Genomic DNA, 13,990 nt, shown 5'->3' on the forward strand with positions numbered 1-13,990 from the left:
GTCGGGGCGGCGGGGGCCGGGGCGCCCCGGGGGGGGGGGGGCGGGGGGCGCCGCCCGCCCCCGGGGGCGGGCTAGCTAGGCGTCCGGGGCGAGGAGGACCACGACCGTGACGGCCACGAACGCGACGACCAAAAGCGAGACGACCACGACCGGAACAATGATCAGCGCGACGGCTTCCGCGACGGCGGCGCGAAGCCTGCCGGCCAGGCGCCGCGTCCAGCTCGGGTTCCCGCCAGAGGTCGGAAGCTCGTCGCCAATCAGCATGGGCAATGCGGGGTGAGCGGGGGGGGGTTGGGAATGCATCCCGCACCTCCTTCATGACATGAAAGGGATGACCGGCGGTACCGCGTGCCGCCGTACGGACGGGCGCCCGCACGGCGGCCGAACCCGGGGGGCGGCGCCCCCCGGGGGGTGTCAGGGGGCGGCGGGCGCGGTGACGGTGGTGGCCGGGACCGGGTAGCCCACCAGGTGGTCGTCCAGCCACGACGCCACGCACGCCGGGCACACGGTGAGGCTGTGCGGCCCGTCGTAGTCCAGCGGGCCGGGCCAGCCGTCCGGTTCGTCGTCCGGGCAGCCGCCCGGGAAATACCGCACGGGCGACGGCGCCTCGGGGGCGCCCCCGGGGCCGTCGCCACACGGGTACGACACCAGCACCACAAGATCCGTTCCGTTCATGGCAAACAAACCTCCAAACAATGGTAATTGCCGCCGCGAATCGGCCGGCCCGAAAAACATAGCTCGATCCGAAACCCCAAACAACGCCGGTCGCGCCATTACTTGCAATTCTCTTCACCACTCCCATTTCTCTATTTCACTGGGAATGCGGGCCCGGGAGTTCGGGTATTCACCCGACGCCGCTGCGTGCCACACGACGAGGGGGGGCTCGGCGGAAGGTGCCGTCCGGCAGCGCGCCGGCCGTAGCGATCAGAGCGCCGACCGGGAGGCGGGTGCCCGGTCCGCCCGGCCCCCGACGCCCGGCCGCTGCGCCGCTGAGTTGCCGTGATCCAACGCCAATGCCCGCTACGTCGAAAGGGCCGCCGCCCCCGGCCGGGGACGGTGGCCCTTCGATGGTGCGGCGTTGTCCGGCGTGGCCCGGGCCGTCAGGACGTCCAGCGGCCCGGTGGGAACATCGGCGCGGCCCGCCGCCCCCATCCCGGCGCGGGCGCCGGCATCAGGCCACACGGGCGGTGTGGCGGACTCCTTCGGGACGGCGGGGCCGCGGCGAGAAGCCCCCGCGGGCTTTCCGCCGGGCTTGGTTCGGTGAAGCGGACGGCGTGGCTGGGTCACGTCGCAGGGCGAGACTTCCTGGTCCGTGATGAGCGCCGGCCGGTGCCTGGCGGCCGGGGCCGGTGGAACGCAGTCACGGGGCGCGCTGATGGCGGGGCTAGGAGGCGAGGCCGCCCCGGCGGCCGGGGCGGCGGGGCGGCGGGTGGGGTTAGCCGGTCGGCCCCGGGGCGGGGTCCGGCAGGGTGTGGGGCCAGTGGTCCAGGACGTAGTGGCCGGCGGTGACGGTGACCTCGTCGGTGGCGTGAACGAGCTGGCCGTGCGCCCGGTCCCGCAGCGCCAGCTCGACGGCCGGCGCGGGCCCGTCAGGGTGCGCGGCGTCGGAGTCGGGGCGTGCGCGCACGACGAGGATGTCCTCGCCGTCGCCCCGGTGCGGGGCGCCGGTGCGGGAGGTGAGGATGTGCGCGCCGACGGGGAGCGCGGCCAGCGGCAGGCGGCTGCCTTCGGGGAGGGTGCGCGCGGGGTGGCGCGGGCGGGGCTCGGTGTGCAGGTGGCGGTGGCCGGGCGGGTAGGTGAACGCGCCGAGGAAGGTGTGCGGGTGGTGGTAGTCCGCGACGGCGGCGTAGTCGTCGTGGTAGGTCACGGTCAGGCGCGGGTCGCGGTGGCCGGTGTCGCGGACGACGCGGCTGATCTTTTCGCGGTCGTTCCAGAGCTGGGTGGCGGTCGCGGCGTCCGGGATGCGCCATACCGTCCAGTGCGCCCTGTCGTGGCAGTGCAGGTCGGCGCTGTGCGGGCCGTGGCCGTGGTAGCGGGCGCTCCACCAGCCGTTGAACAGGTCGAGGTGCGTGCCGTGCTCGACCGGCTCGAACGAGACCGGGCCGGCGGGCACGTAGATCTGCGTGGCGGGGTAGGTGGCCGGCCCGTCGGGCCAGTGGACGGTGACGGTGTCATCGAGGGGCAGGTAGGTCACGGCGGTGCTGCGGGCGTTGTCGGCGCGGCGGATGGCCACACGGTCGAGCCTCATCACAGGTGTCCCTTCTCAGGTGGGGGCGGCGCCTTCGGTCAGGAGGTGGGTGTGGCGGGGCGTGGGTCCGCCTGGAAGGCGGCGGCGGTGAGGGCGTCGCGTAGGGCGGGGTCGGTGTCGGGGACCGAGCCGGCCGGCGGGGGGACGTAGGCGAGGAGGAGGCGGGCGACGGTGAGGTGGTGCAGGCCGACGGTCGCGGTGAAATGCCACGGGTGACCGGCCCGGGTGGGGGTGTGAAGGTCGGCGAGGCGTTCGTAGAGGAAGTCGACGGCGAGGTCCGCGGCGAGGAAGGCGCTCGGGATGAGCCGGTCGGTCTTGACCGGTTGGGTGCTGGCGTCGCTGTCGGTGTAGTCGACGGTGTAGGCGCCGCCGTGCTGGTAGATGTCGTCCAAGGCCGGCTTCGCCCGGCCGGGGGTGTTCGCGGGCGGCGGGGTGTAGGCCAGCTCGATCCAGACGACGGGTAGGAACCCGTCGAGGAGGATCGCGGCGGAGGTGCTTTGGGTGCGGGCGAGGAGGCCGTCGGTGTGTTCGAGCCGGTCGAGGACCTTCGCGAACGGCCGGCGGGTTTCGGCGACCGCGTCGGCGAGGCGGTCGGCGCTGGCGGTGCCGGCCGGGTGGCCGTCGGTGTAGCGCACGACGGTGTAGCCGTGCACGGTGCTACCCGTTCGGACGGGCGGGGTGAGCGGTGCGGGTGTCATGACGACCTTTCCCTGACAAGGGGGTGGGATGAGGCGGGCGGTGGGGGTTTGACACGGCCTGCCCGCCCGGCCGGGGGTGCCGGCCGGGCCGGGCAGGCGGGCGGGTTAGGCGTGGCGTAGGGCGTCGATGGCGGCCCGGCCGATCGCGTCGGCGGTCGTGGCCGGGTCGGTGAGCTGGTAGGCGGTCACCCCGGCCAGCCACGGCCACACGGCGTTGTGTGGGGTGAGCCACAGCACGGCGCAGCCGGCGGCGGCGATCCGGTCCAACCGGGCGCGGCCGGCCACCTGCTGGTAGTCGTCGGGGATCGCGTTGAAGTGGCCGTCGGAAATGACGACCAGGAGGCGGGCGCCGTCGCGGCCGGAAAGGCCCAGGGTGGTGTCCAGGGTGTCGACGGCGGTGACGAACGCTTCGGTGTAGTCGTTCGCGGTCCAGTCGATGACCTGGGTGGGGACCCGGCCGGGGCGGGTGATCGGGCGGACCCGGTTGCCGAAGATGACGGTGGCGCTGGTCGCGTCGGGGAGGTGGCTGGTGGCGCGGGCGAGGATCCAGGCGGCGGACGCGACCGGGCCGGCGGCGTCTTTCATCGACATGGACACGTCGCAGGCGATTCCGACGCGCAGCGGTGGGGTGGGGGTCGCGCGCCGCTGGGTGCGGGTGAACGGTTCGGCGGTGGGGACCGCCCCGGCGGCGCGTTGCGCGTCGGCGGCCAGCGCCACGCGCATCCGTAGCCGCCCGGGCGGCGTGGCCGATGTGACGGTGCGGGTGGTGGATTCGCGGCGGGCGGCGTCGCGTAGGGCGCGGGCGAGCCGGCGGGCGGCGGCCTGTTCGGACCCGGTCGGGGCGCGGCGGCGGCCCAGGTTGGTGTACCCGTCGGGGAACTTGTGGCGATCGCTGACGTTCGACGCCTTCTCAGCGTTGCGGCGGGTGTCCTCGCGGGTCTTCTTTTCCTGCGCCCGCTTCTCCTGCGCCCGGTCGCGGCGGTTGGTGTCGCGGACGGCGTCCAGCGCGTCGGCGACCGCCTGCGCCAACGGCGACGGGCCGCCGGGCGGTGCCGGCTCGCCGGCCGGGGTGGTGTCGGCGTCGCCGGGGGTGGTGGGGGCCTGGTCGGGGTTGATCCCGGCGATTTCGCACCACCGGCGACCGAGAGCGGCCATCGCGTCGCCGTCCTCATCGCCGGTCCTGAGCGCCTTGCGCCACACCGCGCGTAGCCGGGCGTACTTCCGCGCGCCCAGGATGCCGGCCACCACCGCGCGTACCCGGTCGGTTTCGTCGGCGTCCAGGACGCCCGCGTCGACCCGGGCCAACAGAAGCGTCGCCGCCCGGGTGGCGTCCGCCGCCGTCATCCCCAACGCCAGCCGTGGATCGGCGGCCGGCGCCCCCGGCCCGGTAGCCGCCGGGTCCGGCGGCGCGGCCGGGTCCGGGCCGGGAGTGGCCGGCGCGGCCGGGTCCGGGCCGGGAGTGGCCGGGGCGGCCGGGTCCGGGCCGGGGGCGGCCGGGGCGGCGGGGGGTGGCGTGGTGGCGGGTGGGGGGAAGTCGGCCAGGACGACCTGGGTGACCATGTCGCGTAGCCAGCGCCGGTCGGCGGGCCGCCGGGCCAGGTGGGCGGCTTCGATGCGGGCTTCTTCCAACACCAGCGCGGCTTCGGTGACGGGGGCGGGGGTGCCGTCCGGGGGCTGCCAGCGGGTGTGGTCGGCGTGGCTTGCTTCGTGGGCCACCAGTCCCCACACGACCGGGTAGCGGTCCCGGTCGGCGGCGATCATCGGGTCCAGGCCGGTCGGGTCCAGGCCGTCCAGGTGGGCCGCGTCGACTTCGATCACGCCTAGGTGCGGCAGGTAGCAGGCGGGTGAGCCGTGGCCCGCGCCCGGGGCGCAGTGCACGACCAGGTCCTCATAGCGGTCGGTGAGCGCGGGAAGCGCGCCGGTCAGGCGGGCGGACAGGGGTAGCCACTCATCGGGCAGGGCGAGGATGCCGGTCGCGGTCGGGTCGGCGTGCACGTGGGCCATCACGGGCTCCCTCAAAGATCGGAACAGGAAGGGGGGTGGGGGCCGGTCCCGGGCCATCCCGGGGGCGGGGCGCGGGGGCGCGGGACCGGCCGGGGTGGGCGGTCAGACCTGGCGGCCGAGAGCCAAAGGCTTGATCGATTTGCTGTAGGCTTTTCGGACGGCGTCCGCGACGACGTCGCGGTCCTCGTCCGGGGCGGCGCCGATCAGGTTCGCGGCGGCGATGTCCTCACCCAGCGCGTCGGCGACCTTCTGGAACGCGAGCAGTTCGCGTAGCTGGGGCGCCCAGCCGACATCGCCGGCTTCGCGGCGGCGGGCCAGGTCACGGGCGACCGCGACGGCCCGGGGGGCGATCTTCAGGGTGGCGGCCAGGTCGTAGTCGGACGTCACCTTGATCTGGACCGCGAACCGCGACGCCAACGCTTCGGTCAGCACCGCCCCGTGCACACCCGGGTTGTGGCCACCGATGATGTAGAAACCGGGCGCGGCGGTGATCGTTTCGCCTTTGTGGGTCTTGACCTGGATTTCGCCCCGGCCGTCCATCGCCGGGTACACACACGCCAACACGGCGGGGCTGATCAGGGTGGCGTCATCGATGAACAGGCAGCGGCCTTCGATCATGGCGCGGATAAGCGGGCCGTAGATGAAGGTGTAGCCGCCGCCCGGGTCCTGGGTGTATTCGCCCAGGAAGTCCCCGACCGTGGTGTCCCCGTCCCCGGCGATGGTGATCAGGTCGGGGTGCGCCGCTTCGACCAGCGACGTCTTCCCCGTGCCCGGCGGTCCGTACAGAAGGACCGGGACCCCGGCGGCGCGCAGCTTGCGTAGCGCTTCCACGTCGGGCAGCCCGGCAAGTTCCCTGGGCCGATAGACACCCCCGCCCGGGCGGCGCACCGCCCCCGGCGGCAACCCCGGATCCGCCGTGGCCGCCGGCCCGGCCGGCGCGGGGGGTGTGGCCGGCGCTGGGGGTGTGGGGGGTGTTGGCTTGGGCGCGCGGGGCTTCGGCGGACCGGCGGCCTTCGGCGGACCGGTGGGGGCGGCGGCGTCGCCGGTCGTCGCGGTGGCGGTGAAGGTGCGTGGCTTCGGGCTGGTCATCCGGGCCGCGCCCAACGCGGTCAGCGCGTCCAGCGCGTTGCCGACCGCGCCCGATGACCGGCCGGACAAAGCCCGGGCGATCTGACCGGGCGTGTGGTCACCAGGATGCGCCGCCAGGAAGGCGGCGACCTGGCGGCGCAGTTCACCCGGCGAAAGCCGGGGCATCGACGGGGGTGTGGGGTCCGGCGGTGGCACAGCGGTCATGGCGGGGGCTCCCAAGGCACGGGGCGGGGTAGCGGGCAGGGCGGGGCGCGGGCGCGCCCGGCGGGCGGCGCGTCCGAAGGCGGGGAAACCCCGAAGGTGATCAGGCGGCGCGGGCGGTCCGGCGGGCCGCAACCGGGTCGGCGGGCTGGTAGCCGTGCGGCCCGATGACCGGGCACAACGGCTGCCCGTCGCGGTGGGACCAGGTCCCGTCGTCGCGGCCCGCCACGGCCGGCACGGCCGGGCGGTGGGGTACGGCGGGCTCACCGCATTCCGGGCACACCATGGGCGTGTTCGCGGGCACGGCACGTCTCCTTTGACCTACGGGAAACCGGGGGGAATGTTCGGCTACGGAAACACGGCGGGGATAGGGCTTCGCCTATTCGCCTTTCGTCGTGCGCCGTTTCCGACACCACAAACGCTAGCTCGCCTCATTGGCAATTGTGAACCCCCATTTCCATGACTCTTTAGGCAAACTAATGAAAAGAGTCATGGAAAACGCCTTGCCCATTCATGGGATGAGAGGTAGACGCGGGCGCCCGGATATGGAATGACGCCTAAAAGTCATGGAATCCGCGTGGTATTCGGCGCGGAATTGGGTTACGATTCGATCGGACGATGTTCGCGCGGGACGAAAGGTGGTGGTCGGATGGGAAAAGGCGCGGGGTGCGCGGGCCGGCCGCCGCGCGTCCGCCTTTCGCCGGCCCGGGGCCGCCTGGCCCGGGGCGTCGCGCCCCGCGACCAGCGCCCCGGCCCGCGCGGGCCGGCCGGCCCGTAGGGCCGAAGGGCCGATGGGAGAACGGAACGCGGACTGCGAGCCCCCCGCCCCGGTAGGGGTGGGGGGCTCGCAGTACGTGTGACGTTCTCTCGTCGGCGAGTCTGGCCTGGCGAGTGAGTACCCTACGGGCCGGTGGCCTGCGGTTTCGGCTGGTGATTGGTACTCGCGCTTAGAGCGAGGGGTCTTCCTGGGGTTTTCCTTGACCCCAGGGAGGGGTCTTTTCGGGCCGCTGCTGATGCAGGGCGGACGGGCTGTCTGGCGTGGCCGATCCCGCGGCGCACTCCGGCCAGGCGAGGGCCGCGGGCCGCCAAGACCGGGCCGGCCCGGCGGGATACGCGCCTCCGGTTCCAGTGACGGTTTCTTACCGGGCTTTTCCCGGGATAATCTGCTGTCCGGGAAACCCGCGCAATCGAGTTGATTGAACATTCCCGGGAATAGCGGTGGTGGTTGTGGTGTGTTCCGGGTGCGGTAAGGGCTGGTCGGCCGGGGGCCGGGGAAACGGCGCGTCGCGGTCGCCGGGAGGGTCGTCGTCGGGGTCGTGGGTGGGGGTGGTGAGGGTGCCGTAGCGCTCGGCGAGCTGGTGGAGCGTGGCTCTGCGGGTCGCGTCCAGTGGCAGCCAGACTGTCCGCGCCCCGGCGAGGTCACCCGGCTCGTCGTCTGGGCTGGTCGGGGTGGGGCTGGCGGTGACGACGGGAACAGCGCCGTGGGAGGAGCTCGCGGCGAGGCGGGCGCGCAGGTGGGCTTCCCGGCCGGCGGTCGGTAGCCAGATCAGCAGGGGGCTGGGAATACCGCTGGCGGTGGCGAGCCGTGCGTAGCCGGGTAGCTTGGCGAGGACGCGGGTGAGGGGTTCGGTGCCGGTGTCGTACTCGACGTGGAAGTCCAGCCGGCGATGGGCCGTGTGCCAGGTGCCGTAGCCGTCGGGGCGGATGAACTGCCCCCACATGGCGGCGGCCCGGGTCTCGGGCCACCAGGCGGTCAGCCCCTCTTTCTCGGGGAGGGTGCGGCTGGTGTGGGCGAGCGCGGTGAACAGGCCGTTCGTGCCGACGAGGTGCGCCAGCCGCGGGGAGTTCAGCAGCGTCAGCAAGTGGTCGCGGCGGTAGCCGAGGTCGGCGAGGGTGGTGCCGCGTTCGGCGGCGAGCAGGCGGGCGCCGGTCGGGCCGAGGGTGTAGTGGTACGGGCCGGTTCTCGGGCCGTAGTAGTGGCGGGCGCGGTCCAGGACGTCGAGGCCGTGCAGCAGCGCGAGGCGGCTCTGGGCGGTGCGGGGGTTGGTGTAGGCGAGTTGGGTGATCTGGGCGCCGGTGAGGACCTGGTGTTCGGCGAGCATCGCGAGTAGCCACCGGTCGCGGGGGGTGAGCCGGCTGCCGGCCTCCCAGACCAGCCGGTCGGCGGCGGGGCGCGCGGCACGATGGGCGGTCATCGGGGCGCTCCTGTCTCGGGCTGCGGACGCGGGTCATGCGCCGGGCGGGGTTCACCGACCACGGTGTGGCGGCGGGCGGCGTGGCGCAGCACGGTGGCCCGGCCAGGAACGGCCGGCGGCAGGGGCCTGGTCCGCAGGGTGAACGCCGCGGTGTCCGCGGAGTGCACGACGAGACGGGTCGCGGCGGTGAACGCCGGCAGCCGGGCCAGGTCGTGTTCGGACAGGACGGGGGCGGTGTGGCGGGCGAGCGCGACGGCGTCCTGCGGGGAACACGCGAACACGATCTTCGTTCTCGCGTTGGTCGCGAGGGCGTCGGCGAGGTCGGTCGGGAGCTGGCGCAGGTGCTGGTGGGCCAGGACCAGGCCGAGGCGGTAGCCGCGGGCCTCGGCCAACATGTCCTCGATCGACCCCGGCAGGGTCAAAAAGTTCTGGCACTCATCGAGCGCCACCGTCGCGTCGGGCCGTTCGTGTGGTGGCCGGTGCGCGCGGGTCAACACGGTCTGCCAGACCTTGGCGAGCACGATCGAGCCGACGATCTGGCAGGCGTCCTCCCCGACCGTGCCCTTCGGGATCCGGCACAGCAGCAGCCCTCCGTGATCCAACACGTCCGCGAGATCGACCGTGGAGCGGCCGGCCGCCAGAGCCTGTCGGGCGAACTTGCGCAGGAGCAGGGCGCGCAGCTTGTTCAGGACGGGGCCGATCGCCTGGGCGCGGGCACCGTCAGACAGGGCGTTGTACCAGTTCCAGAACCCGGCCAGGATCGGATCCTTGATCCCCGTCGTCGCTGTGCGCCGCGCTTGCGGGTCGGTGAGCAGCGTGACGACGTCCATCAACGTCGGAACCTCGCCAGCGGCTGCCTGCGGCCGAGTCAGCAGCGTCAGCGCGGTCGCGCGCAGCAGGTCGTCGGTGCGGGGACCCCAACTGTCCGCCCAGATCCGCCGGAAGATCCCGACGAGCTGATCGGTGGCCAGATCCGGGTCCGCGCCATCGAGAATGTTCAGGCACGGCGGTGGAGCGTTGTCCTGCGGGTCCAGCAGGATCACCCGGTCCGCCACGTCCGCGGGCAGCCGAGCGAGCAGGTCGTTGACCAGGTCGCCCTTCGGATCGACCACGACCGTCCCTCGGCCGGCCTCGACGTCGTCAAGGATCATGTTCGCCAGCAGCGTCGACTTCCCCGAGCCGGTGGCGCCCAGGACGTGGACGTGATGGCGAGCGTCAGCGACCCGCAGCCCGACCGGCCTGCGCCGCCCCGCATCGGTATCCCCGAGGATTTTCACGTCCGGGCCGCCGGTCGGGATCGCGGCGGGAGCTGCGACCGCTGCCGCCCCGGCCCGCGCCAGCCCGGGCACCGCGGTGTCGAGTGGGAGGTGGGCGAGGGCGGCGAGTTCCTCGACGCTGGCGAGCGCGCCCCGGCCAAGCCGGCGGCCGGCGAGCGCGGGGATGGGGTGGGGTAGGCGGTGACGGCGCAGGTAGTTGTGACCGGCGTAGAGCGCGAACACCGAACCCAGGGCGTGCGCCCGCCCGCGCAGGACCCGTAGCGCCGCCCGCCGGGCGGCCTGGTCGGCGGGGGTGTGGCTGGTGGCGGCGGTGTAGAGGACGGTGACGGCGAACCGGGGGCCGATCTGCTTGACCCCGATCGCCCGCGAGGCGGCCGCTTCTTCCGGCGGGGTCGGCCCCGGCCTTCTCCCGCTGCCGGTAGACGGGCGCGGCCGACTGGTGAGCAGGTCCAGGGCGGCGATCAGGAGGGTGGGCCGGTGCTGGCCGCGCTGGCGTTCGGCGTCGCGGGCCGCCCGGCGTAGCCGGCGGCCGGTGACGGGGCGGGCCAGGATCTGCACGACCGCCTGTTCGTGGGTGTCGAGGTCCGCGGCGGCGGCGAGCAGCGCCCGTACCGGATCGCCTTCCGGGTCGACGCGCAGCGGGAGGACGTCGCGGCGGGCGACCTGGAGCCGGCCGCCGACGGCGAGCGCGTCCTCGGGCAGGGGTGGGGTGGCGGGGCGGGTGTCGGTGCGGGCGCCGGGCCAGGCGGCCTGCACGGCCCGCTCGACCAGGCCCGGTGGGACCTGGCCCGGCACCCACAGGCGAAACGCGGTGCCGCTCTGGCCGGCGACGATCTCCCAGCCCAGGTGCGGCTGCCCATAGATCAGCCGGTCGAGTGGGGGGCGCAACAGGCCGGCCATCTGGCCCCAGAAAGCCCCCGCCCCCCCGGCGGTCACCTCCGGCGGGACGAGGACCTCCACGACACGCGCCCCGGTGGCGAGGCGGGTGTGGCGGTGGCGGCGGAGCAGGACCTGGGCCTCGCTCGCCATGACCACTGCGGCCATCAGGGCGACGCCGGTCAGGAGCGGATGGCGGGTGAGCAGTGTCGCGGCCCAGTGGAGGATGCCAGCGAGCCGGCTGGCCAGAGCGGGCGGGAGATGCGGCGCTGCGGGTCGTGGGGGTGGCGGTGGCAGCGAGGTGAACGCGATGACGGTCGGGGGCATGGGGAACTCCTCGAAACGCGGCGGGACGGCGCCAGGGCGGGCGTGTGACTGGGGTCGGTCAGAGCGGGTCGGCGTCGTCGGCCGGTGACCACTGCTGACGCGAGACGGCGACGGCGGCCGGGCCGGCCGGGCTGGTGTGCGGCCCGGTGGTCGGCGTTTCGGCCGGGTCTGTGGTGATCAGGGCGTGTTCGTCATCAGAAGCGACGGCTCGAAACGCCGCGCGCCGTCCCGGCCCGGCGAGCAGCAGCGCATCGCCGGGACGGGCGGAGAGCAGAAAACTCATCTCGCCGTCGGAGAGGCCGAACGCGCTCGTGAGTTGGGTGGCGGCGGAGGTGTCCTGGCGCAGCAGCAGGTGGGTGGCGGCGTTCGCGACGACGGCGCGGCCCTGGTCGGTGGCGAGCAGGTCGGCGGCGTCCTGGGTGACCAGTGCCAACCCGGTCCAGTGTTTGCGGGCGGCTTTGGCGAGCTGGCGCAGGAAGGTGGCGCCAGCGGGGTGGGCCATCAGCTGCCAGGCCTCATCGATGACGACGAGCCGGCGCCGCCGCCGGGCCGGGTCGGCGACGGTCCGCCAGATCGCATCCAGGGTGAGCAGCGTGCCGGCGGCGCGCAGCTCGGCAGGCAGGGCGCGCAGCGAGTAGACGACCAGATGACCCTCGGGCGCGAGGGTGGTCGGCCCGTCGAACAGGCTGCGATGGCTGCCCGTCGTGAACGGCTCCAACCGGGCAGCCAGCGTGGTGGCGGCCGGGTCGGGGTCAGCGCCGAGCGCGGTCGCGACGTCGCGCAGCAGCGGTGGCGGCCGGGTCCAGGTGGCCTGGTCGCCGGTGATCCCGGCGGTGCGGTACGCGGCGAGGATCGCCCGGTCGAGCGCGGCCCGAACCGCCGCGTCCAGGCCGGCGGTGGCGGTCTGGTCGGGGTCGGTGAGCAGGGTCGCGAGCAGGGTGCCGGTGAACAGGGCGCGGCGGGTGAGCAGGTCCGGGTCGGAGCGGCCGTGGGCGGGAAGGTCCAACGGGTTGAGCCGCACCCCGGGTGCGCCGAGGGGCAGGTGGGTGCCCCCGACGGCGGCGGCCAGCGGGGCGTATTCGTCCTCGGGGTCGATGACCGCGACCTGCGCGCCCTGGAACAGCGAGCGCAGGACGTCGAGCTTGGTCAGGTAGGACTTCCCCGCGCCGCTACTGGCGAGGGTGACCGAGTTGTAGTTGGCCTGGGCCCACCGGTCGTGGGCGACCAGACCGGCGGAGTGCAGGTTCGGCCCGTAGACGACCGGTCCCGCGCCGGGCCGGTCCGGATCGGGCAGCGGCAGGTCCGGGGTGGTGAACGGGAACCCGGCGGCCAGCGCCGAGGTGTCCATCGTGCGGCGCAACCCCAGCAGGTCACTACCCAGGGGCAGTGTGGACGCCCAGCCTGCCGGCATCCGGTAGGTGGTGGGGTGCACGGCGAGCAGCAGGCTGTGGGCGAGCGCGGTCACCCGCGCCTTCTCCTCGACGAGCTCGTCAGGGTCTTCGGCGTAGATGGTGGCGTAGAGGCCGACGGTGAACATGTGGTCCTCCCCGCGGGCGAGCCGGCCGGCGAGGTCCTCGGCGTCGTAGGTTGCCGCGTCGATCAGTGGGTCGGCGAGCTTCCCGGCGGCGTCTCCGGCACGTCGGCCGGATTCGAGGCGGGCGAGCTGGCGGCGCAGCCGCAACGCCGCGACCGGCGCCGCGATCGGATCCACATGCACCGACACGTCGAGGCGGCCGGGGTAGGACAGCAGTGGCTCCAGCCAGCCGGGGCCGACCTCGCGGGGGTAGCCGACGACCGCGACGGTCGCCGCGACGAGGTCCCCGACCCACAGCTGTCGGGCTTCGACTTCCAGCCCGGGCGGTGTCCACACCACCGGCCCGTTCTCGTCAGGTGGGGTGGGGCGTCGGCGGAGAAGGCGGGGGCTCATGAGAACTCTCCGAAGCTCGGGCCGGTGATGGGGCCGGTGGCGGTGATGCCGTCGGGTAGGGCGGGGGCGCCGGGGTGGGCGAGGGAGGCGAGCAGGCTGGCGACGGCGGGGCCGTCGAGGATCCGCACGCCGACTCCGGCGGGGGCGAGCAGCAGGCGGGCTTCCTCCAGCCGGCGCACGGCACGGCCGGCGGCGGCCTCCCACCCGGCCGCCCCGCTGCGGGGTGGGACGGGTTCGCGGGCGGTGAGCAGGATCTGGCGGGCCAGCAGGGTGCGCCCGGCGGCGAGGTCCTCGAGGAAGTCGGCGTGTGCCTCGGCCGCGGCGGCCAGCGCCGGATGCGCCAGTCCTTCGGCGTGGGCGCGCAGCCGAGCCAGGTGCGGGGCGAGTGCGACCGGGGCGGCGCGCACCGTGATCTGCACCGGGCCCGACAGGGCGTTCAGCAGCCGGGCGAACGCCACCGCCGCGCTCGCCCGCTCCGCCGGGGAGGCGAGGGTCAGCGTCGCGCCGTCGGCCTCGGCCAGGACCGCGACCCCGTCGACGCCGAGGTCGACCACGCCGGCGGCTTCGAGGCCCCCGTCGTGGACGTCGAAGGCGAGCGGCGCGGCTGTCGCGTTCTGGCGGCGGGCGGCGGCGATGTCCGGCACCCAGCCACCCGACGGCGCCGTGTCGGCCGTGTCGGCGGCCGGCAGGGCCAGCCGTGGGGTGCGGTGGAACGCGATCGCGGCGGCCACATAGCGGCTGGCGGGCAGGCCGTCGCGGCGCCCGAGCGCCAACGCCGTCCCGACCCCGGCGACCGGGACACACACCGCCGCGACCAGCGGGAGCGGCACCACCGGGGACAGCACCCAGAACAGGCCAGCCGCCAGCAGCAGCGTCGGGAGGAGCAGGGCCAGTTGGCGGGCGGTCAGACCCGCCAGGATGCGATCTTCGACGTTGAGATCCGCCGGGATCGTCACCCGGTCACTGACCTCCACACCGGCACTCGCACCCGGTGAGACAGCAGACATCAGAAATCCTCCAACGAACGGTCGGGATGGGCGATCAGGAAGGGCGGCGGGCGGACCCGGTCACGGACGGCGGCCCGGTCCCGAGCGGCCCGGGCCCCGCCGGCCCGGCCCCGACCGTCCGGGCCCGGGACGTCCCGGGCC

At 74.4% G+C, this 13,990-nt stretch carries 11 protein-coding genes; all 11 read right to left on the reverse strand.

The features are described from left to right. Window positions 1–75 precede the first annotated feature (75 nt). Window positions 76–303: a hypothetical protein gene (locus I6A60_RS38615; RefSeq protein WP_203021728.1), complete on the reverse strand. Its 228-nt coding sequence runs from the start codon at window positions 301–303 to the stop codon at window positions 76–78. Window positions 304–414: 111 nt separating this feature from the next. Next, the gene (locus tag I6A60_RS38620) at window positions 415–675 is read right to left on the reverse strand and encodes a hypothetical protein (RefSeq protein WP_203021729.1); all 261 of its coding nucleotides are present in this window, start codon (window positions 673–675) and stop codon (window positions 415–417) included. Between the two features lie 760 nt (window positions 676–1,435). Then, entirely contained in the window at window positions 1,436–2,248 is an 813-nt protein-coding gene (locus I6A60_RS38625) for a hypothetical protein (protein ID WP_203021730.1), read from the reverse strand. Window positions 2,249–2,286: 38 nt separating this feature from the next. Then, window positions 2,287–2,946, reverse strand: coding sequence for a hypothetical protein (locus I6A60_RS38630; protein WP_203021731.1), 660 nt, complete (start codon window positions 2,944–2,946; stop codon window positions 2,287–2,289). A 105-nt stretch (window positions 2,947–3,051) separates the two neighbouring features. Next, complete coding sequence (locus I6A60_RS38635; protein WP_203055843.1) at window positions 3,052–4,950, reverse strand: VWA domain-containing protein; 1,899 nt, start codon at window positions 4,948–4,950, stop codon at window positions 3,052–3,054. 102 nt (window positions 4,951–5,052) lie between these two features. After that, window positions 5,053–6,243 (reverse strand): AAA family ATPase, encoded by a 1,191-nt coding sequence (locus I6A60_RS38640; RefSeq protein WP_203021733.1) that lies wholly within the window; start codon window positions 6,241–6,243, stop codon window positions 5,053–5,055. 100 nt (window positions 6,244–6,343) lie between these two features. Further along, complete coding sequence (locus tag I6A60_RS38645) at window positions 6,344–6,544, reverse strand: hypothetical protein (protein WP_203021734.1); 201 nt, start codon at window positions 6,542–6,544, stop codon at window positions 6,344–6,346. An 835-nt stretch (window positions 6,545–7,379) separates the two neighbouring features. Beyond that, the gene (locus I6A60_RS38650; protein WP_203021735.1) at window positions 7,380–8,435 is read right to left on the reverse strand and encodes a replication-relaxation family protein; all 1,056 of its coding nucleotides are present in this window, start codon (window positions 8,433–8,435) and stop codon (window positions 7,380–7,382) included. After that, a complete protein-coding gene (locus I6A60_RS38655; protein WP_203021736.1) occupies window positions 8,432–10,915 on the reverse strand; it encodes a type IV secretory system conjugative DNA transfer family protein in 2,484 nt (827 codons plus the stop codon). The genes I6A60_RS38650 and I6A60_RS38655 overlap by 4 nt, the downstream gene beginning before the upstream one ends. A gap of 58 nt (window positions 10,916–10,973) precedes the next feature. After that, a complete protein-coding gene (locus I6A60_RS38660; protein WP_203021737.1) occupies window positions 10,974–12,842 on the reverse strand; it encodes a VirB4 family type IV secretion system protein in 1,869 nt (622 codons plus the stop codon). Further along, window positions 12,839–13,849 (reverse strand): PrgI family protein, encoded by a 1,011-nt coding sequence (locus I6A60_RS38665; protein ID WP_203021738.1) that lies wholly within the window; start codon window positions 13,847–13,849, stop codon window positions 12,839–12,841. The genes I6A60_RS38660 and I6A60_RS38665 overlap by 4 nt, the downstream gene beginning before the upstream one ends. Between the last annotated feature and the right edge of the window lie 141 nt (window positions 13,850–13,990).

The sequence above is a fragment of the Frankia sp. AgB1.9 genome (assembly GCF_016786355.1).
In the GTDB taxonomy this organism is placed as follows: domain Bacteria; phylum Actinomycetota; class Actinomycetes; order Frankiales; family Frankiaceae; genus Pseudofrankia.